Genomic DNA, 19,957 nt, shown 5'->3' on the forward strand with positions numbered 1-19,957 from the left:
AAGCGATCAGGCTCTAGCAAATGTCTCGCCTTTTCCATTTCACAGTCGAGGATGCAATGACCTTTTCCAGAAGCCTAGCCCTGCGCCGCACCTTGCTTGCCACGGCCATTCTTGCGGGTCCGTTGCTCCTCGCCGCGCCGGCTCCCGCGCGCGCCCAGCTGATGATCGGAATTTCGATCACCATCGCCCCGCCGATGCTGCCGGTCTATGTTCAGCCGCCACTGCCCGAGGAAGGCTATATATGGATCCCCGGCTACTGGGCCTATGGCCCGGTGGGCTATTACTGGGTGCCCGGCACCTGGGTTCTTCCCCCCGAGATCGGCCTGTTGTGGACCCCGCCTTACTGGGCCTGGGAGAATGGCTACTATATTTTCCATAGCGGCTACTGGGCCCGGCATGTCGGCTATTATGGCGGCATTAATTATGGATACGGCTACGGCGGCGAGGGCTACGACGGCGGCCGCTGGCATGACGATCATTTCGACTATAACCGCGCCGCCAACAATTTCGGGCAGATGCGCGTCCGCAATGCCTATGAGCAGCATCTGCGCAACATCAACGATACGCGGGTGAGTTATAACGGCGGCAACGGCGGCCTCAGAATTCCCCCATCGCCGCAAGACCTTCAGGCCGCGCATGAAAACCACATGCGCCCAACCGCCGAGCAGGAGCGCCACATCACCGCCGCCGAAGCTGATCCGGCGCTTGCCTGGCGCCATAACGACGGGCGTCCACCGATCGCCGCCACCTCACGTCCCGGCGATTTTCGTGGAACAGGATGGCAAAACCCCGCGCAACCGATGCTGAACCAACCGGCCTCGCCCATGCAGCCTCGCCCGCTGAACCAACCAGCGCCACCTGCCTACCAGCAACAACAACAGCAACAGCAGATGAACCGCCCCGCCCCACCTGCGTACCAGCAACAACACATGAACCAACCCGCGCCGCCCATGCAGCCTCGCCCGCTGAACCAACCCGCCCCACCGGCGTATCAGCAACAACACATGAACCAACCCGCGCCACCGGCGTACCAGCAGCAACAGATGAACCGTCCCGCGCCACCGGCGTACCAGCAACAACAGATGAACCGTCCCGCCCCACCGGCGTACCAGCAACAACAGATGAACCGCCCCGCCCCACCGGCGTACCAGCAGCAACAGATGAACCGTCCCGCGCCACCGGCGTACCAGCAACAACAGATGAACCGCCCCGCGCCACCGGCGTACCAGCAACAACACATGAACCAACCCGCGCCACCGGCGTACCAGCAACAACAGATGAACCGTCCCGCCCCACCGGCGTACCAGCAACAACAGATGAATCGCCCCGCCCCACCGCCTCCTGAGCCACAAAAGAACAATGGCGGCGGAGCACCCTCACAGCATTGGAATGACCAGAAAAAGGATTAGCCATGTGATGGCTCAGCCTTGCATCGCCATCGCGGCGCAAGGCTGAGCCCACCCGCTATTTCTGCGCCACCATCGCCCGCCCCGGCATGCGGTGCCGGTAGGCCAGCGCCTCGGCGATATGCCCTTTCTGCACCTCCAGTATCCCGGCCAGATCGGCAATCGTGCGGCCTACCCGCATGCTGCGCGTATACCCACGCGCTGAAAGCCGCAGCTTCGCCGCCGCCATTTCCAAAAATGTCTTCGCTTCGGGCGTGAGCCTTATCAAATCCGCCAGCGCCTCGGCATTGGTGGTTGCTCCGTCCTCACCGTAACGCTCGCGCTGGCGCTCGCGCGCGGCGGCCACCCGCGCCGCCACCACAACACTTGCCTCCCCCACCGGCGCCCAGGACAATTCCTTTGGTGTCAGCGGCGTGATTTCAATGATGATATCAATCCGGTCCAGCAGCGGCCCGCTTAATTTCGTCTGATAATCCTCACCGCACCGCGGCGCCCGCCCGCATTCGCGCGCGCCATCGCCCAGATACCCGCAGCGGCAAGGGTTCATCGCGCCGATCAACTGAAACCGTGCCGGATACGTAATATGCGCCGCCGCGCGCGAGACCGTGGTGTGCCCCGCCTCCATCGGCTGGCGCAAAGCCTCCAGCGTGGCGCGCGGAAATTCCGGCATCTCATCCATGAACAGCACGCCCCGGTGCGCCAGTGAAACCTCGCCCGGCTTGGCCCGGTTGCCGCCGCCCGCCACCGCCGCCATGCTCGCGGAATGATGCGGCTCGCGAAACGGCGGGCGGGTGACAAGCCGCCCCCCATCCAGCATCCCCGCCACCGAATGCACCATGCTCACCTCCAGCGCCTCGCGCGGGGTGAGGTCGGGCAGCAGCCCCGGCAGCCGCGCCGCGAGCATCGATTTCCCCGCCCCCGGCGGCCCGATCATCAGCATGTTATGCCCGCCCGCCGCCGCCACTTCCAGCGCGCGCCGCGCCGTCTCCATGCCGCGCACATCCGCCAAATCCAGCGTCCTGCACCCGCCGCCCAGCAACCCGGCGGGCGGTGCCGCAAGCTGCTGCGTGCCCCGGAAATGATTGATCAGGCTCAACAAATCCGGCGCCGCCAGCACGCTAATGTCCCCCGCCCAGCTCGCCTCTGGCCCCTGCGCCTCGGGGCAGATCAACCCCAGCCCGCGCCCCGCCGCGGCAATCGCCGCCGGCAGCACCCCCGCCACCTGGTTGATCCGCCCATCCAGCGAAAGCTCGCCCAGCGCCGCAAACTGCGCCAGCTCCTCGCGCGGCAAAACATCCATCGCCGCCAAAACGGCGAGCGCCACCGGCAGGTCAAAATGGCTGCCCTCCTTCAACACATCCGCCGGCGCCAGATTAACCAGCACGCGCTTGGGCGGCAGCGCCAGCCCCATCGCCGTCAGCGCCGCGCGCACCCGCTCGCGCGCCTCGCCCACCGCCTTGTCGGGCAGCCCCACCATCAAAAAATTGGGCAACCCGGCGGCTATCTGCACCTGCACTTCCACCGGCTGCGCGTCGATCCCCGCGAAGGCAAAACTGTTCACACGCGCGATCGACATAAAACACCCGTTAAAGTTGTTAACAGGTTACGAACGCGCGGCGTGATTGTCTACTCCCGCTTCACCGCGAACGGCCCATTGGCCTGGCAGGTCGGCATCATCTCGATCCGGTTGATATTCACATGCGGCGGCAATGAAATCAGCCACGCCGCCGTCTCGGCGATATCCTCCGGCACCATGGCGTTCGTGCCCGCGTAAACCGCCGCCGCCTTGTTATCGTCACCGCCGAAGCGCACCTTGCTGAACTCCGACCCCTGCACCATCCCCGGCTCGATATCCGTGACGCGGATATTCCTGCCCACCAGATCAGCGCGCAAATTCAGCGAGAACTGCTGCACAAACGCTTTTGACCCGCCATAAACATGCCCGCCGGGATAGGGATAAACCCCCGCCACCGAGCCAAGGTTCAGGATAATCCCGTCGTTGCGCGCCACCATTCCCGGCAAAATCGCCCGCGTCACATGGATCAGCCCGGTGATGTTCGTCGCGATCATGGTGTCCCAGTCGCTCAAATCCGCTTCCCAGGCCGGGCTGAGCCCCAGCGCCAGCCCCGCGTTGTTCACCAGCACGTCGATCCGCCGCCAGCCCTCCGGCAGGCTGTCCACGAACCCGGCCACGGCGGCCTTGTCGGTCACATCCAGCGCCACCGGCAGCAGCCTCTCGCCCAGCTCTCCGGCCAGCGCCGCCAGCCGCTCCACCCGCCGCCCGGTGGCGATCACCCGGTGCCCATCGGCCACGAACCGCCGTGCGAATGCCGCGCCAAATCCCGCTGTCGCGCCCGTAACCAGAATCGTCTTCATCTCATGCTCCCGCCAAATTCGCGCGTGTAAAATCCACGGTCTTCACCGTGCCGCCAAACGTCACCACGCTCTGGCGCGGCGCCGCCTGCGCGAGCACCTTGCCCCGCCGCAGCACATATAGCCGCTCCGCCGAAATCCGTATCGCCTCGATCGGGTCCGCCGCCTGCAACACCACCATGTCGGCGTAACATCCCGGGGCGATGCCGTAGTCCACCAAATTCATCACCTTCGCCGCAGTCTCCGTCACCCCGGCGAAGCAGGCGTGGATTTCCGCCACCCCGGTCATCTGCCCCACATGCAGCGCCATGTTCGCCACCTCCAGCATGTCGTGGCTGCCCAGCGAATACCACGGGTCCATCACGCAATCATGCCCGAAGGCCACGTTCACCCCGGCGGCCAGCAGCTCCTTCACCCGCGTCATCCCGCGCCGTTTGGGGTAGGTGTCGTGCCGCCCCTGCAAGGTGATGTTGATCAGCGGATTCGCAATCGCCGCAACGCCTGCCTCGCGTATCAGCGCAATGAGCTTGCTGGCGTAGTAATTGTCCATGCTGTGCATCGAGGTCAGGTGCGACCCCGCGACCCGCCCGGCCAAGCCATGGCGCACCGTCTCGCCCGCCAGCACCTCGATGTGGCGCGAGAGCGGGTCATCGCTCTCGTCGCAATGCATATCCACCATCAAACCGCGCTCGGCGGCAATGCGCATCAGCGCCTTCACGCTGAGCGCGCCATCCTGCATGGTGCGTTCAAAATGCGGAATCCCGCCGACCACATCAACGCCTTTGTCGAGCGCCCGGTGCAGGTTCTCCTCCGATTTGGCGTGGCGGTAAAAACCATCCTGCGGAAACGCCACAAGCTGGATATCCAGATACGGCTTCATCTCCTCGCGCAGCGCCACCAGCGCATCCACCGCCAGCAGCCGGCCGTCGCAAATATCCACATGGCTGCGGATCGCCAGCGTGCCGCGTGCCATCGACCACATGCAAAGCTGCTTCGCGCGCTCATAAATCGCCTCCTGCGTCAGCGATGGCTTCAGCTCGCCCCACAGCGCGATGCCCTCCAGCAGCGTGCCCGATTCGTTCATCCGCGGCATGCCAAGCGAGAGCGCGGAATCCAGATGCACATGGCTATCGATGAAGGGCGGGCACACCAGCCGCCCGCGCGCTGCAATCTCGCGCCCCGCGCTCGCCTCCAGCCCCGGCTCCACGGCAACAATCCGCTCGCCCCGTACGCCGATATCCACATTATGCCGCCCGTCCGCCAGATTGGCCCCGCGAATGATCAAATCAAGCATGCCGCATCTCCTTTTCCCGCAGATTGGCCGGGTGCTGGTTGCCGTGCAAGCCGGGCGCCGTTACATCTGGTTTATGCGCAAAATCTCCCTCCTGGCTCTGGCTGCCCTAACCGCCTGCTCGCTGCCAGGGCGGCAAACCTTTGCCCCAACGCCCCTCGCGGCTGACCCGGCTTCCATCGCCGCCGCCAACGCCTTCGCCGGGCGCATCCCGCTGGTGAGCATCGCCCCCGGCACCGCCGATTTTGCCGCCCCCCTGTCAGGCGCCGTGCGCCAGGCCCTGGCCATCAAGCCCGGTGCCGCCTTCGATGTTGAGGCGCAAGCCCCCGCCGCCGCCACGCCGGGCGCCAGCGCCGCCGCCCTCGCGCCGCTCACCCCGCTGGCCAGCGCCGTCGCGCAGTCCATCGCGGCGGATGGCGTCGCCCCTGACCATATCATGCTCACCGCGCGCACCGGCGGCACCGCACCGGTCATTCTCGTCTACGTCAAATGAATCTCGCCGCCGCTCTCATGCCGGTCATGCGCCGGCTCGACCCCGAGACCGCGCATAACCTCTCGCTGCGCGCCCTGCGCCTGGGGCTGGCGGGGCGCGATGCCACGCCCGATGACCCCATCCTCGCCACCCCCGCCTTTGGCCGCTTGTTGAAAAACCCCATCGGCCTCGCCGCCGGGTTTGACAAAAACGCCGCCGCCCTCACCGCGCTGGGGCGCCTAGGCTTCGGCTTCGTCGAGGCGGGCACCGTCACCCCCCGCCCGCAGCCGGGCAACCCCCGGCCCCGGCTGTTCCGGCTGGAGGAGGATGCCGCCGTCATCAACCGCATGGGCTTCAACAACGCGGGGCTTGAGGTCTTTCTCGCCAATCTGCGCCGCGCCGGGCGCACCACCGCCGCCGTGGGCGCCAATGTGGGCATCAACAAAGAGGGCGCGGACCCCGAGCGCGACTACCCCGCCCTGGTCAACGCCCTCTCCCCCCATGCCGACTACCTCACCATCAACATCTCCTCGCCCAACACCCCCGGCCTGCGCGATCTGCAGTCCGAGGCGCGGCTCACCGCCATCCTCTCCGCCATCACCACGGATAAGCCGGTGTTCGTGAAAATCGCGCCGGACCTCTCGCCCGAGGGGCTGGAGGCGGTGATCTCGGTCGCCCTGGCGCGCAGCATCGCGGGGCTGATCATCTCCAACACCACGCTGGCCCGGCCGGATACGCTGCGCAGCCCGCGCAAAACCGAGACCGGCGGGCTCTCCGGCGCGCCGCTGTTCGGCCCCTCCACCGCCATGCTGGCACGCGCGCACCAGCTTTGCGGCGGAAAGCTCACCCTCATCGGCGCCGGGGGCATCTCAACGCCCGAGCAGGCGCTCGCCAAAATCCTCGCGGGCGCCTCGCTGGTGCAGCTCTACACCGGCTTCGCCTATGGCGGCCCCGCGCTCATCCCGGCGCTCAAATCCGGCCTCGCCGCCCTGCTGCGCGCGCGCGGCTTCAGCTCTCTCGCCCAGGCGGTGGGGGCAGGGGCATGACCAGCTTCGGCGCGCTCGCGCAAAATTATGACGGTTTCATCGTCGATCTCTGGGGCGTGGTGCATGACGGGGTCAAACCCTATCCCGGCGTGCTGGACTGCCTCTCGCGCCTGCGTAACGCGGGCAAAACCGTGGTCTTTCTCTCCAACGCCCCGCGCCGGCCGGATTCCATCGCCGCCACGCTGGGCGCCATGGGCATCGGCCCCTCGCTCTACACCGGCATCATGTCCAGCGGCGAGGCGGTATATCTGGCCTTGCGTGACCGCACCGATGAATTCGCTGCCCTGGGCAACAAACTCTACCACCTCGGCCCCGCGCGCGACCGCGGCGTGTTTGACACCTTGCCCCTCGGCCAGGTGGACGACCCCGCCGCCGCTGATTTTCTCCTCAACACCGGGCCGGACGACGTGCTCGGCCCGCAGGACCCGGAGCTTTACGCACCGGTCCTGAAAGCCGCCCTGCGCGCGCGCATCCCCATGGTCTGCGCCAACCCTGATCTGGAAGTCGTGCGCGACGGCGTGCGCATCATCTGCGCCGGGCTGCTGGCTGAATACTACAAAGCGGATGGCGGAACCGTGATCCAGCGAGGCAAGCCGGACCCGGCGATCTACAAACCCACCCTCGCCATGCTCGGCACCACGCCGGCGCGCACTCTGGCCATTGGCGACTCGCTGCGCACTGACATCGCGGGCGCCAAGGCCGCCGGCATCGCCTCCTGCTGGGTGCTCTCGGGCATCCACGCCCTGCACCCCGATGCCGCCCCGCAGGAAGCCGCGCAGCTGGGCCTCGCCCCGGTCTCGATCCTTCCCGGTTTCAGCTGGTAAGCCCGCTTCCGCCATCATCCTTCCTTAATCATTGCGGCCCTATAAATCGCCCACCTGAACAGCGGTTAAAGGTCGGTTTCAAAAATGAGCATCATGGACTGGGTCGATAGTGGTGACAACGCGGCGGTTTTGCGCGCGCTGAAAAAATCTTTCGCGGTGATAGAATTTGAGCCCAGCGGCAAGATCATCACCGCAAACGAGAGTTTTTGCGCCCTCACCGGCTACGCGCTGAGCGAGCTGCAAGGCAAGCACCACAGCCTGCTGGTAGACCCTGAATATGCCCGTTCCGAGGCGTATCAGGAATTCTGGCGCCGCCTCAAAAAAGGCGCGTTCGAGACGGGTGATTTCCGCCGCATCGGCCGTGGCGGGCAGGAGGTCTGGCTCCAGGCGTCATACACCCCGGTCACAATGGCGGGCGGGCATGTCAGCAAGATCATAAAGCTGGCGCTGGACATCACGAAAAGCAAAGCGGCGGCGGTGCGCAACGCCAGCCTGCTGGAGGCGATCTCCCGCTCGCAGGCGATGATCGAATTCAGCCTCGATGGTGTGATTTTAGGCGCCAATGAGAATTTCCTGCGCGTCATGGGCTACAGCCTGGAAGAAATCGTCGGCCGCAAACACGCCATGTTCGTCGAGCCCGCCTACGCGGCCGGCGCGCCGTATCATGAGTTCTGGGAGCATCTGCGCGCGGGCGAATTCATGTCCGCGGAGTTCAACCGCACCGGCAAAAACGGCCGTTCGGTCTGGCTCCAGGCGAGCTACAACCCGGTGTTCGGCAGCGGCGGCAAGATCACCAGCGTGATAAAATTCGCGACCGACCTCACCGGGCGGATGGAAAATGTCGCCATTGTCGGCGCTTCGATGTCGCGCCTGGCGGAGGGAGACCTGGAAGCGCGGATTACCGAAAACCTCATGCCATCGCTGGATAATTTGCGGATTGACTTCAACGCCGCGGCGGAAACACTGCAATCGGCGCTGCACAAGGTTTCAGGTGCTGCGTTCACCATTCAGTCCGCGACGGGTGAAATCAGCACCTCCGCGCGCGACCTCTCCCGCCGGACGGAGCAACAGGCCGCCAGCCTGGAGGAAACCGCGGCGGCGCTGGACCAGATAACCGCCACGGTGCAAAAAACCGCCACCGGCGCCCTGCACGCGCGCAAGATCGTCGCCACCGCCACCGGCGATGCCGAAAAATCGGGGGACATTGTGCGCCACGCCGTCTCCGCGATGGACGGGATCGAGAAAAGCTCGCGGGAAATCGGCCAGATCATCGGCGTTATCGACGAAATCGCCTTCCAGACCAATCTGCTGGCGCTCAATGCCGGGGTTGAGGCGGCCCGCGCGGGCGATGCCGGGCGCGGCTTTGCCGTCGTCGCCTCCGAAGTGCGCGCCCTGGCGCAACGCTCCGCCGACGCCGCGAAGGAGATCAAGCGGCTCATCACCACCTCGGGCCGGCAGGTGGCCGATGGCGTCAGCCTGGTGGGGGATGCAGGCAGCGCGCTGGAGCGAATCGCCAGGCAGGTCGCTGAAATCAACACCGTGGTCGCTGAAATCGCGGCCAGCGCGCAGGAGCAGGCAACGGGCCTCGGCCAGGTCAACACCGCCATCAACCAGATGGACCAGATGACCCAGCAGAACGCCGCCATGGTCGAGGAGACCACCGCCGTGAGCGAGAGTCTGGCGCATGAGGGGCATGATCTGGCGCAGCTGATCTCGCGCTTCAAGGTCGGCCGGGCCGCGCCCGCTGCCCCACAACCCGCGCCGCCGCCCAAAAAGAGCATGGCGCGGCCTGCACAATCCAAAACCCCGGTCAGCAGCGCACGCCGCCTGGCGCCCAGGGAAGTTCCGGTGGTGGAGGACGAATGGGCCGAGCTTTGAGCGGCCGGGCCGTCAGTTCGTTGTTTTTTCGACACAAACTCGCACAAATTGGGGTGCAAGCAAAAAATAAACCAAATCTAACAACGCGTTAGAAGGTTTTTAGCGCAAAAGCTTCACGTGAAGCTTTATGGCGCCTTGGCGAGTGCGTCGAACCCTTGCAGCCGCTTCACCAACGCCGTCATCTGGTCCAGCGGGATCATGTTCGGCCCGTCGGAGGGGGCGTTGTCCGGGTCTGGGTGGCATTCAATGAACACCGCGGCGCAGCCCACTGCCAGCGCCGCGCGCGCCAGCACCGGCGCAAAGCGCCGCTCGCCGCCCGAGGATGTGCCCATGCCGCCCGGCTGCTGCACGGAATGCGTGGCATCAAACACCACCGGGTAGCCGGTCTCCGCCATGATCGGCAGTGAGCGCATGTCGCTCACCAGCGTGTTGTAGCCAAAGCTGGCGCCGCGCTCGCATAGCAGGATTTTCTCATTGCCCGTGCTGGCGATTTTGGCGGCGACATTCTTCATATCCCAGGGCGCCAGAAACTGCCCTTTTTTCACGTTGATAGCCTTGCCCGTGGCGCCCGCAGCCAGCAGCAGATCCGTCTGGCGGCATAAAAACGCGGGGATTTGCAGCACATCCACCACTTCGCCGACCGGGCCGCACTGCGCCGCGTCATGCACATCGGTCAGCACCGGCAGGCCGAAAACATCGCGCACTTCGCTGAGGATTTTCAAACCCTCCGCCATGCCGATGCCGCGCGCGGCGCTGGCCGAGGTGCGGTTGGCCTTGTCGAAACTGGATTTATAGATCACGCCGATGCCAAGCTCGCGCGAAAGTCTGGCCAGCACGCCGGCAACTTCCATGGTGTGCGCGCGCGACTCAATCTGGCACGGCCCCGCGATCAGCGTGAAGGGCAGATCGTTGCCAATTGTCAGATTGCCGGCGGTAACATGTTTCATACAAGCCTCGACTGCGCCACGGCGGCGGCGATAAAGCCCTTGAACAGCGGATGCGGGTCAAACGGCTTGGATTTCAGCTCCGGGTGATATTGCACGCCGATGAACCAGGGGTGGTCCGGGTATTCGACGATTTCGGGCAGCACGCCATCCGGCGAGAGGCCGGAGAATTTCAGCCCGGTGGCTTCCAGTTGCTCGCGGAAATGAATGTTGACCTCATAGCGGTGCCGGTGGCGCTCCGAGATTTGCGCCGCGCCGTTGTAAACTTTGCGGACCAGCGAGCCTTCGGCAAGGGCGGCGGGGAAGGCGCCGAGGCGCATGGTGCCGCCAAGGTCGCCACCGGCGCGGCGGCGCTCGATATCGTTGCCGCGGGCCCATTCGGTGAGCAGGCCGACGATGGGGATCTCGCAGGCGCCAAACTCGGTGGAGGAGGCGCCGGGCAGGCCGGCCAGGTTACGCGCGGCCTCGATCACGGCCATCTGCATGCCGAAACAAATACCCAGGAACGGCACCTTGCGTTCGCGCGCGAACCGCACGGCCTCAATTTTGCCCTGCGTGCCGCGCTCGCCGAAGCCGCCGGGAACCAGGATGCCGTGCACGCCATCAAGCTGCTGCACGGTGTCGGGCTGTTCGAACACTTCCGAATCCACCCAGTCCAGCCGCACCCGCACCTTGTTGGCGATGCCGCCATGGGCCAGGGCTTCGGCCAGGGATTTATAACTATCCAGCAAATTGGTGTATTTGCCGACAACCGCGATCCGCACCTCGCCCTCTGGGGCGCGCACGGTCTCCACGATGCGCCGCCAGCGGCTCAGGTCCGGTTCGCTCTCGAAGGGCAGCCCGAAATGGCGCAACGCCTCACGGTCCATTCCGGCTTCATGATACGAGATCGGCACGGCGTAGATCGTGTTCACATCCAGCGCCGGGATCACCGCTTCGGCCCGCACGTTGCAGAAGCTGGCGATCTTGCGCCGTTCGTTCTCGGGAATTTCGCGGTCGCAACGGCAGATGAGCATCTGCGGCTGGATGCCGACGTTGAGCAGCTCCTTCACCGAATGCTGGGTCGGCTTGGTCTTCAGCTCACCGGCGGAGGGGATATAGGGCACCAGCGTGAGGTGCACGAACATCGCGCGTTCGGGGGTGAGTTCGTTGCCGAGCTGGCGGATGGCCTCCAGGAAGGGCAGGCTCTCAATGTCGCCGACCGTGCCGCCGATTTCCACCAGCACGAAATCAAACTGTTCAGACTCGCGCAGCACCACGTCCTTGATGGCGTCGGTGATATGCGGGATCACCTGCACGGTGGCGCCGAGATAATCCCCGCGCCGCTCCTTGGCGATCACATCCGAGTAGATTTTGCCGGTGGTGGCATTGTCGAGCTTGTTGGCGGCCACGCCGGTGAAGCGCTCATAATGGCCGAGGTCAAGGTCGGTCTCCGCCCCGTCATCGGTCACGAACACCTCACCATGCTGGTAGGGGCTCATCGTGCCGGGATCGACATTAAGGTAGGGGTCAAGCTTGCGCAGGCGCACGGAATAACCGCGGGCCTGGAGCAAAGCGCCAAGTGCCGCCGAGGCGATACCCTTACCGAGGGAAGAGACCACGCCGCCGGTGATGAATACAAACCGCGTCATGGAATCCAATCATACATGAGTGGTGAAAAAAGCGAGAGGGGAAAATGCGCGCGCGGCTGGATGGCAGCCACGCGCGGCTGAGCGGGCGAGACTATTGCGCAGGGGGGGCGCCCGGCGCGGGAACCGCCGGGGCGGCGGGCGGGGGCAGGGCATCGGCCGGGGTCTGCGGCAGGCTGGGAATGGCCGGCGCCGAGGTGGGGGCCGGCACGGCGGGGGCGCCTTGTTGCGCCGGGGCGTTGAGGATGGCGGCGGTGTTCTGAGCGGTGCCGCCCTTGTAGAGCATGGCCAGCGAGAGCGAGAGCACGAAAAAGGCCGTGCCCAGAATCGCGGTGGCGCGGGTGAGCAAATTGGCGGTGCCGCGCCCGGACATGAAGCTGCCCATGCCCTGGCCGCCGCCGAGGCCAAGCCCGCCGCCTTCGGAACGCTGGATCAGCACCACGCCGATGAGCGCGATGGTGACGAAGACGTGCAGCACGAGAAGAACTTTAATCATGGCAACCTTTAAGGAAACTGTTGCGGGGCTTCTAGCCGCAGGGCGCGCCCGCAGCAATGGCCAGCAGATCTTCGGCCCGCAGGCTGGCGCCGCCGACCAGCGCGCCGCCGACCTCGGGCAGGGCGAGCAGGGTGGCGGCGTTGCTGGGCTTGACCGAGCCGCCGTAGAGAATTTTTACCCCCGCACCCGCCTCGCCGAGGTGGCGCAGCAGCACAGCGCGGATGGCGGCATGCATGGCGGTGACATCGCCCTCGGTCGGGGTGCGCCCGGTGCCGATCGCCCAGACCGGCTCATACGCCACCACGCCGCTGAAATTTTGCGGCAGGCTGTGGATCAGCTGGCTGCGCACCACGGCTTCGGCATCACCGGAGTCGCGCTGGGCCTCGGTTTCGCCGGCGCAGACGATCGGGGTCAGCCCGGCGGCGATGGCGGCTTCCACCTTGGCGGCGACGTCGGCATTGGTCTCGCCGTGGTTCTCGCGCCGCTCGGAATGGCCAAGGATGACGTATTGTGCACCGGCCTCCCGCAGCATCGCGGCGGAAACATCACCGGTATGCGCGCCTTGCGGGCAAGGCGCACAATCCTGCGCCCCAAGAGCCACTGCACTGCCTGCCAGTGCAGAACCGAAGCGGTCCAGCAGGGTGAAAGGCGGGCAAACCAGCAGGTCGGCATGGGGCGGCGCCTGCCGGATGGCCGCGGCGTAACCCGCCACATCCGCCAGTTTTCCGTGCATTTTCCAGTTTCCTGCAATAAGTTGCCGCATTTTTTCCTCCGGTTTAGCTATGAATATTACAAATGCTGCTATGCAGCAAAAAAGCTTGATTCAGAATGCCGCAATGCAACATGATCTGGTGAAAGTTAAGGAGTACAGACCATGTTGGCATTTTTGATCATTTTCACGCTGGCGATTGCCGGGCTTCTGATTGTGCAGGCGATGGATGTTGAATGCACCAAGCCGCGCACCCGCCGTGGCAAGGTTACGCGCCCGGCCCCGGCCGCGCTGTTTTTCGATACCCTGGCGGGGCTGCGCTAAGCACGGCGGTTGCCCGGCGGTTCGTGTGGCCGCCGCCCCGGCATGTTTCGCCGCGAATGCCCGTATGTTGGTGATCCTTCCCTGCAATTGCCCAGTCCTGGCCGTCTAGCTATAGAGGCGGGGGTTTGGGGTAAATAGGGCCGATGATCGTCTGGGTACGCAAGTTGCTGGAAAACTGGGTTGCGCGAGGTTTTTTCGCGCTTCTGGTGATAGGTTTTGTGTTTTGGGGCATTTCCAATGTCACCACGCTGATCGGCAGCAACACCGCCGTGGCGCGTGTGGGCGGGCAGGATATTGATGTCTCCCTCGTGCAGGCGGCGTATCAGCGGGCGCTGAACCAGGCCAGCCAGAACGGCCAGGGCCAGCCGGACCTCGCCACGCGCAGGCAGCTTGCTCTTGGCGCGCTTTCCGGCGTGTTGCGCCAGCAGGTGTTGCAGGATGAGCAGCGCAGGCTCGGAGTCGTGGTGCCCGACAGCGCGTTGCGCGCGATGATCGGCGCGATCCCCGCGTTCCAGACCAATGGCGCGTTCGACGAGCAGAAGTTCAACCAGGTTTTACAGCAGAACAATATTACGCCGGACCATTTTATCGGCGAGATCAAGGATGACATCGCCGGGCGGCAGATGCTGGGCGCAATCCTCGGGGGCGTCGCGCCGCCCGATGAGCTGTTGAAGCAGTTGTTCAGTTATATCGCCGAGCAGCGCTTTGCCGCGGCGGTGAACATTCCCTTTGCCGCGCAGGCCCAGCCCAAGCCGCCGGGCGATGATGTGTTGCAGCGTTTCTGGCACAACAACCCGGCGCTGTTCACCTCGCCGGAGCTGCGCACGGCCAAGATCGTGATCCTCTCCCCCGCGCTGCTGGCGCCCAAGGAGGTTGTGGCGCAGGCGGATGTGGACGCGGCCTATGACCGCGCCGCGGCGGCCACCCCCCCGGCCGTGCCCTTGCGCAGCGTGCAGGTGATCTCGGTTGACAATCTGGCCGCCTCATCGCGCCTGGAAGCGGCCTGGAAGCGTAATGCGAGCTGGGCGGAGATGCAGGCGATGGCGAAGAAATTCGGCGCCAGCACCATCGAGCTGAAGCAGGCCAAGCAGGTGGAAATTCCTTCTCCCACGCTGGGCGCCGCAGTGTTCGCGGCGCAGCCCGGCCAGGTGAACGGCCCGGTGGCCGGGACCAATGGCATGTATGTGTTCAAGGTGACGGATGTGAGCGCCAGCGGCACGGATGCGGCGGCTTTGCGCGCGCAGGTGTTGCAGAGCCTGCAGATGCAGAAGGCGCAGGCGGATGTGGCGCAGGATGTGGATAATCTGCAGGACGCGCTGGCCGGGCAGACGCCGCTGGACCAGTTGCCGGGAAGCCTGGGGCTGACCGCGGTTGAAGGCACGCTGGATGCGAACGGTAACGCGGCCGGCGGCACGCCGGCGCCGATTCCGGGTGGCGCGGATCTGAAGGCGGCGATTGTGAAAGCGGTGTTCGCGGCCCATGCGGGCGACCCGGCGCAGCTGACCAACGGGCCGGATGGCAGTTATTTTGCCCTGACGGTGAGTGCGGTGACGCCGCCGGCCTTGCAGCCCTATGCGCAGGTGCAGGCGAAGGTGTTGAGCGCCTGGACGCAGCAGGAGATAACCCGCGAGGCGGAGGTGCAGGCGGCGAGCCTGATGCAGGCGGTGAACCAGGGGCAGAGCCTGGCGGATGCGGCCAAGGCCATTGGGGCGAGTGTGAGCATGACGCAGGGTTTCACCCGCGCGGTGCCGCCCAGCGGTATTCCCAGCCAGATGGTGCCGGTGCTCTTTACGCTGAAACCAGGGCAGGCGACGATGCAGCAGACGGACAGCGGCTTTAGCGTCGCGGCGCTGGTGAAGATCGTGCAGCCGGACCCGGCGGCCGACCCCGCCGATTATGCCCAGTTGCAGCAGGCGATGACGAAGGAATTGCAAAACGACGCGGGTGAGAGTTTGCTGAGCGGGTTGCAAAAGCGCGACAAGGTGACCGTTGACCAGAAACTGCTCGCCCAGATTTATCAGTGAGTTTATTAGTGAGTTTATCGGTGAGTTTATCGGTGATTGAAGGATTATGAACGCAATTTCGCCAGACCGTTTTGAAGAGTTTCGTGCCGCCTATGAGCAGGGTCGCGGCGCGCTGGTCTGGCGGCACGGCATTGCCGACCTGCTGACGCCGGTGGCGGCGTTCATGAAGGCGGCGCATGGGCAGCCGTATTCGTTCCTGCTGGAAAGTGTCGAGGGCGGCACCGCGCGCGGGCGCTATTCGGTGATCGGCATGGCGCCTGATCTGATCTGGCGCTGCGAGAAGGGGGTCGCCACCATCAACCGTGACGCGCGCGGCGAGGCGGGGGAATTTCTGCCGGTGGGCGATACGCCATTGGAGAGTTTGCGCGACCTGATCGCCGAGACGAAGCTGCATGTGCCCGAAGGGTTGCCGCCGATGACGGGCGGGCTCTCAGGCTATCTGGGCTACGACATGGTGCGGCTTATGGAGAAGCTGCCGGAGACCAAGCCGGATGTGCTTGGCATCCCCGATGGTGTGCTGGTGCGCCCGGGTGTGTTTATTATTTTTGATGGTGTCACCGATGAGATGACGCTGGCGGCGCCGGTGTATCCGCGCGCCGGAATTTCGGCGGCCTCGGCCTATGCGGCGGCGGAACTGCGGCTCAACAATGTCGCCAAGGCGCTGGATCGCCCGGTGCCGAAGCTGACCGGCACGCTGGAAGGGCCGCTGGAGCAGAGCTGCAACATGGAGAAGGACGAGTTCCTGACCATGGTGGAGACGGCGAAGAACTATATCCGCGCGGGCGATGTGTTCCAGGTGGTGCCGAGCCAGCGTTTTGAGGCAAAATTCTCGCTGCCGCCGTTTGCGCTGTATCGCAGCCTGCGGCGGGTGAATCCGGCGCCGTTTTTGTTTTATCTGGACTTTGGCGATTTTGTCGCCGTGGGGTCCAGCCCGGAGATTTTGGTGCGGCTGCGCGATGGCGTGGTGACCATCCGCCCGCTGGCCGGCACGCGCAGGCGGGGGATGAACAAGGCGGATGATCTGGCGCTGGAGGCCGAGTTGCTGGCCGACCCGAAGGAGCGCGCGGAGCATTTGATGTTGCTCGACCTGGGGCGCAACGATGTGGGCCGGGTCTCCGAGATCGGCTCGGTGAAGGTGGTGGAGAGCTTCGCGGTTGAGCGGTTCTCGCATGTGATGCATCTCTCCTCGACCGTTGAGGGCAGAGTGCGCCCGGAATGCGACCAGCTCGATGTGCTGATCGCGGGGTTTCCGGCGGGTACGCTCTCCGGCGCGCCAAAGGTGCGGGCGATGGAGATCATCGAGGAGCTGGAGCCCTCCCGGCGGGGGCTATATGCCGGGTGCATCGGCTATTTCGCCGCCAACGGCACCATGGACACCTGCATCGGCCTGCGCACCGCGGTGGTGAAGGATGGCGTGATGTATGTGCAGTCGGGCGTGGGGGTGGTGGCGGATTCCGACCCCGAGGCGGAATATGCCGAGAGCGTGCAAAAGGCGCGGGCCTTGTTCCGCGCGGCGGAGGATGCGGCGCGCTATGTGACCGCGCCGGAGCAAATGTCATGATTCTGCTGATCGATAATTACGACAGTTTTACCTTTAACCTCGTGCATTTCCTGGGCGACCTGGGGGCGCAATGCGTGGTCAAGCGCAACGACGCGCTGAGCGTGGAAGAGGCGATGGCGCTGAAGCCGGAGGCGATTGTGCTCTCGCCGGGGCCGTGTACGCCCAACGAGGCGGGGATTTGCGTGGACCTGGTGCGCGCGGCGGCGGGGAAGATTCCGCTGCTGGGGGTTTGCCTGGGGCATCAGGCGATCGGCCAGGCGTTTGGCGGCAAGGTGGTGCGCGCGCCCGAACCGGTGCACGGCAAGACCAGCCCGGTGTATCACGAAAACACCGATTTGTTCGCCGGGCTGCCCAACCCGTTCACCGCGACGCGCTATCATTCGTTGATCGTGAAGCGCTCGGATCTGCCGGAGGAGCTGGTCGTGACGGCGTTCATCCAGGACGGGATCATCATGGGGCTGCGGCATGCCACGTTGCCGGTATATGGCGTGCAGTTTCACCCTGAGAGCATCGCGACCAGCCATGGGCACGATATTTTGAAGAACTTCCTGGACCTCGCGGGCAAATTCAACGAGCCCAAGCAGGCGGCATGACGGCCAGTTTGAAGCCGGTGCTGGCGCGGCTGGGGCGCGGCGAGCGATTGGGCGTTGCCGATGCGCAAGACGCATTCGGCGTGGTGATGGACGGGCTGGCGACGCAAGCGCAGATCGGCGGCATGCTGATGGCGATGCGGGCGCGCGGCGAGAGCGTGGCCGAGCTGACCGGGGCGGTGACGGCGATGCGCGCGCGCATGACGCCGGTGAGCGCGCCCGAGGGCGCCATGGATGTTTGCGGCACTGGCGGCGATGGCGCGGCGAGTTTGAATATTTCCACCGCCGTGACATTTGTGCTGGCGGCCTGCGGCGTGAAGGTGGCCAAGCATGGCAACCGCGCGCTCTCATCAAGGGCCGGGGGGGCGGATGTGCTGCTGGCGCTGGGGGTGAACATCGAGCCGCCGATGGCGCGGCTGGCGGAGATTTTGGCCGAGGTTGGCTGCGTGTTTCTGTTCGCGCCGCGCCACCATCCGGCGTTGCGGCATGCGGCGGCGGTGCGGGTGGAGCTTGGCACGCGCACGATTTTTAATCTGACCGGGCCGATGGCCAATCCGGCGGGGGTGAAGCGGCAGTTGATCGGGGTGTTTGACCCGGTGTGGCTGCGCCCGGTGGCCGAGACGCTGCGCGATCTGGGCACTGAGTCGGCCTGGGTGGTGCATAGTCATGGGCTGGATGAGCTGACGCTGGCGGGCGAGAGCCAGGTGGTGGCGTTGAAGGATGGCGCGATCAGCGAATTTTGCGTGACGGCGGCGGATGCCGGCCTGGCGCCGGTGCCGCTGGCGGCGATAAAAGGCGGCGACGCGGCGGAAAACGCGGCGGCGCTGCGGGCAATGCTGGAAGGCGCGCGCAGCGGGTATCGCGACACTATATTGTTCAACACCGCGGCGGCGCTGATTGTGGCCGGTGTGGTGGGGGATTTGAAGGCCGGCGTGGCCAGGGCCGCGGCGGTGATTGATTCCGGCGCCGCGTTGCGCGTGCTGGAAAAACTGAAAGCAGCCTCAGAGGGGCGGGATTTTAAATGAGTTCGATGGTGATTGAAGACGATATTCTGGCGAAGATATGCGCCGACAAACGACTCGAGATCGCGCGGCGGCAGGCTGTGACGAGCATCGAGGAGCTGAAGCGCCAGATCAAGGATGTGGAAAAGCCGCGCGGTTTTGGCCGGGCGCTGATGGATGCCGCCGCCGCCGGGCGGCCCGGATTGATCGCCGAAATTAAGAAGGCATCACCATCGGGCGGGATGATCCGCGAGCATTTTGACCCCGCCGCGCTGGCGCGGGCTTATGCCGCGGGTGGGGCGGTCTGCCTCTCGGTGTTGACCGACCAGCCGTATTTTGATGGCAGCCCGGAGCATTTGAAGGCCGCGCGCGCGGCGGTGAAGCTGCCGGTGTTGCGCAAGGACTTTATTCTCGACCCCTGGCAGATTTATGAGAGCCGGGCGATGGGGGCTGACTGTATATTGCTGATCATGTCGGCGCTGACCGACGATGAGGCGCACAGCCTGGAAGAGCTGGCGCGCGCGCTGGATATGGATGTTCTGGTTGAGGTGCATGACGAGGCCGAGCTGCAGCGCGCGCTGGGGCTGCAAACTCTGCTGATTGGCATTAACAACCGCAACCTGAAGACCATGGTCACCACGCTGGAGACCACTGAAAAGCTCTCCTGCACATGCCCGCCGGACCGGTTCGTGATCTCAGAATCCGGGATTAAAACGCATGAGGATGTGCTGCGGCTGCGCAAGGTTTGTGTGAGCGGTTTTCTGGTTGGCGAGTCGCTGATGCGCCGGGCGGATGTGACCGCGGCCGTGCATGAGCTGTTGGGAACGGGTTGAGCCGGCTCACGCATACCGACGAGGCGGGGGCGGCGCGCATGGTCGACGTGTCGGCCAAGGATGAGAGCGTGCGCGAGGCGGTGGCCCGGGGCCGGGTGGTGATGCGGGCGGAAACGCTGGCGCTGATCAGCCAGAACAAGGCGGAAAAGGGCGATGTGCTGGCGGCGGCAAGGCTGGCGGGAATCATGGCGGCGAAGCGGACGGCGGAGCTGATTCCGCTGTGCCATCCCTTGCCGTTATCCGCCGTGGCGGTGGAGTTGGCGCTGGGCGATGAGGCGGTGGAAATTACCGCCACCGTGCGCACCACCGGGCGGACCGGCGTGGAGATGGAGGCGCTGACGGCGGTGAGCATCGCGGCGCTGACGATTTATGACATGGTGAAGGCGGTGGACCGGGGCATGCGCATTGAGGCGGTGCGCGTGGTGCGTAAATCCGGCGGGAAATCGGGCGATTTTGCGCAGGATTGAGGCAGCGGCGCATAACGCTTGACGGGCGCGCGAGAACTAAACTAGAACATTTGCTAAGTTGGCGCTTTGTTCCTGTATTGCGCCGCGGCA

Annotated in this window: 19 protein-coding genes; 12 read left to right on the forward strand and 7 right to left on the reverse strand. The window is 65.2% G+C overall.

Annotation, left to right across the window (positions count from 1 at the left end):
- Positions 1-56: 56 nt before the first annotated feature.
- Positions 57-1,409: a YXWGXW repeat-containing protein gene (locus QQJ84_RS06710; protein ID WP_284257359.1), complete on the forward strand. Its 1,353-nt coding sequence runs from the start codon at positions 57-59 to the stop codon at positions 1,407-1,409.
- Between the two features lie 55 nt (positions 1,410-1,464).
- On the opposite strand, the gene QQJ84_RS06715 is transcribed toward QQJ84_RS06710, so the two are convergent.
- Genes QQJ84_RS06715 through QQJ84_RS06725 form a run of 3 tightly spaced genes read right to left on the reverse strand, consistent with a single transcriptional unit; the run spans position 1,465 to position 5,073 of the window.
- Complete coding sequence (locus tag QQJ84_RS06715; protein ID WP_284257360.1) at positions 1,465-2,982, reverse strand: YifB family Mg chelatase-like AAA ATPase; 1,518 nt, start codon at positions 2,980-2,982, stop codon at positions 1,465-1,467.
- A 50-nt stretch (positions 2,983-3,032) separates the two neighbouring features.
- Positions 3,033-3,782, reverse strand: coding sequence for an SDR family NAD(P)-dependent oxidoreductase (locus QQJ84_RS06720; protein ID WP_284257361.1), 750 nt, complete (start codon positions 3,780-3,782; stop codon positions 3,033-3,035).
- A gap of 1 nt (position 3,783) precedes the next feature.
- Positions 3,784-5,073, reverse strand: a complete 1,290-nt coding sequence (locus QQJ84_RS06725) for an amidohydrolase family protein (protein ID WP_284257362.1) — start codon at positions 5,071-5,073, stop codon at positions 3,784-3,786.
- Here QQJ84_RS06725 and QQJ84_RS06730 point away from each other — a divergent pair.
- The 4 genes from QQJ84_RS06730 to QQJ84_RS06745 all read left to right on the forward strand — a co-directional run bounded on the left by QQJ84_RS06730 (position 5,072) and on the right by QQJ84_RS06745 (position 9,290).
- Positions 5,072-5,563 (forward strand): hypothetical protein, encoded by a 492-nt coding sequence (locus tag QQJ84_RS06730; protein WP_284257363.1) that lies wholly within the window; start codon positions 5,072-5,074, stop codon positions 5,561-5,563. The two genes, QQJ84_RS06725 and QQJ84_RS06730, sit on opposite strands and share 2 nt — an antisense overlap.
- Positions 5,560-6,588, forward strand: a complete 1,029-nt coding sequence (locus QQJ84_RS06735; protein WP_284257364.1) for a quinone-dependent dihydroorotate dehydrogenase — start codon at positions 5,560-5,562, stop codon at positions 6,586-6,588. Before QQJ84_RS06730 ends, QQJ84_RS06735 begins: the two co-directional genes overlap by 4 nt.
- Positions 6,585-7,412: a TIGR01459 family HAD-type hydrolase gene (locus QQJ84_RS06740; protein ID WP_284257365.1), complete on the forward strand. Its 828-nt coding sequence runs from the start codon at positions 6,585-6,587 to the stop codon at positions 7,410-7,412. The genes QQJ84_RS06735 and QQJ84_RS06740 overlap by 4 nt, the downstream gene beginning before the upstream one ends.
- Positions 7,413-7,496: 84 nt before the next feature.
- Positions 7,497-9,290, forward strand: a complete 1,794-nt coding sequence (locus tag QQJ84_RS06745; RefSeq protein ID WP_284257366.1) for a methyl-accepting chemotaxis protein — start codon at positions 7,497-7,499, stop codon at positions 9,288-9,290.
- 125 nt (positions 9,291-9,415) lie between these two features.
- Here QQJ84_RS06745 and kdsA read toward each other — a convergent pair whose 3' ends face one another.
- The 4 genes from kdsA to tpiA all read right to left on the reverse strand — a co-directional run bounded on the left by kdsA (position 9,416) and on the right by tpiA (position 13,121).
- Entirely contained in the window at positions 9,416-10,237 is an 822-nt protein-coding gene (gene kdsA / locus QQJ84_RS06750; protein WP_284257367.1) for a 3-deoxy-8-phosphooctulonate synthase, read from the reverse strand.
- Complete coding sequence (locus tag QQJ84_RS06755) at positions 10,234-11,865, reverse strand: CTP synthase (protein WP_284257368.1); 1,632 nt, start codon at positions 11,863-11,865, stop codon at positions 10,234-10,236. The genes kdsA and QQJ84_RS06755 overlap by 4 nt, the downstream gene beginning before the upstream one ends.
- 91 nt (positions 11,866-11,956) lie before the next feature.
- Positions 11,957-12,358, reverse strand: coding sequence for a preprotein translocase subunit SecG (secG, locus tag QQJ84_RS06760; RefSeq protein WP_284257369.1), 402 nt, complete (start codon positions 12,356-12,358; stop codon positions 11,957-11,959).
- 31 nt (positions 12,359-12,389) lie between these two features.
- A complete protein-coding gene (tpiA, locus tag QQJ84_RS06765) occupies positions 12,390-13,121 on the reverse strand; it encodes a triose-phosphate isomerase (protein ID WP_284257370.1) in 732 nt (243 codons plus the stop codon).
- 111 nt (positions 13,122-13,232) lie between these two features.
- On the opposite strand from tpiA, the gene QQJ84_RS06770 reads away from it, so the two are divergent.
- The 7 genes from QQJ84_RS06770 (at position 13,233) to moaC (ending at position 19,867) form a co-directional block, all read left to right on the forward strand.
- A complete protein-coding gene (locus QQJ84_RS06770; RefSeq protein ID WP_284257371.1) occupies positions 13,233-13,391 on the forward strand; it encodes a hypothetical protein in 159 nt (52 codons plus the stop codon).
- Between the two features lie 143 nt (positions 13,392-13,534).
- Positions 13,535-15,415: a peptidylprolyl isomerase gene (locus QQJ84_RS06775; protein ID WP_284257372.1), complete on the forward strand. Its 1,881-nt coding sequence runs from the start codon at positions 13,535-13,537 to the stop codon at positions 15,413-15,415.
- Between the two features lie 46 nt (positions 15,416-15,461).
- The gene (trpE, locus tag QQJ84_RS06780; RefSeq protein ID WP_284257373.1) at positions 15,462-16,976 is read left to right on the forward strand and encodes an anthranilate synthase component I; all 1,515 of its coding nucleotides are present in this window, start codon (positions 15,462-15,464) and stop codon (positions 16,974-16,976) included.
- Positions 16,973-17,569: an anthranilate synthase component II gene (locus tag QQJ84_RS06785; protein WP_284257374.1), complete on the forward strand. Its 597-nt coding sequence runs from the start codon at positions 16,973-16,975 to the stop codon at positions 17,567-17,569. Before trpE ends, QQJ84_RS06785 begins: the two co-directional genes overlap by 4 nt.
- A complete protein-coding gene (gene trpD / locus QQJ84_RS06790; protein ID WP_284257375.1) occupies positions 17,566-18,591 on the forward strand; it encodes an anthranilate phosphoribosyltransferase in 1,026 nt (341 codons plus the stop codon). Before QQJ84_RS06785 ends, trpD begins: the two co-directional genes overlap by 4 nt.
- Complete coding sequence (gene trpC, locus QQJ84_RS06795) at positions 18,588-19,400, forward strand: indole-3-glycerol phosphate synthase TrpC (protein ID WP_284257376.1); 813 nt, start codon at positions 18,588-18,590, stop codon at positions 19,398-19,400. Before trpD ends, trpC begins: the two co-directional genes overlap by 4 nt.
- Positions 19,397-19,867 (forward strand): cyclic pyranopterin monophosphate synthase MoaC, encoded by a 471-nt coding sequence (gene moaC, locus QQJ84_RS06800; protein WP_284257377.1) that lies wholly within the window; start codon positions 19,397-19,399, stop codon positions 19,865-19,867. The genes trpC and moaC overlap by 4 nt, the downstream gene beginning before the upstream one ends.
- The last annotated feature ends 90 nt before the right edge of the window (positions 19,868-19,957 follow it).

The organism is Acidocella aquatica, assembly GCF_030160635.1.
GTDB classification, from domain to species: domain Bacteria; phylum Pseudomonadota; class Alphaproteobacteria; order Acetobacterales; family Acetobacteraceae; genus Acidocella; species Acidocella aquatica.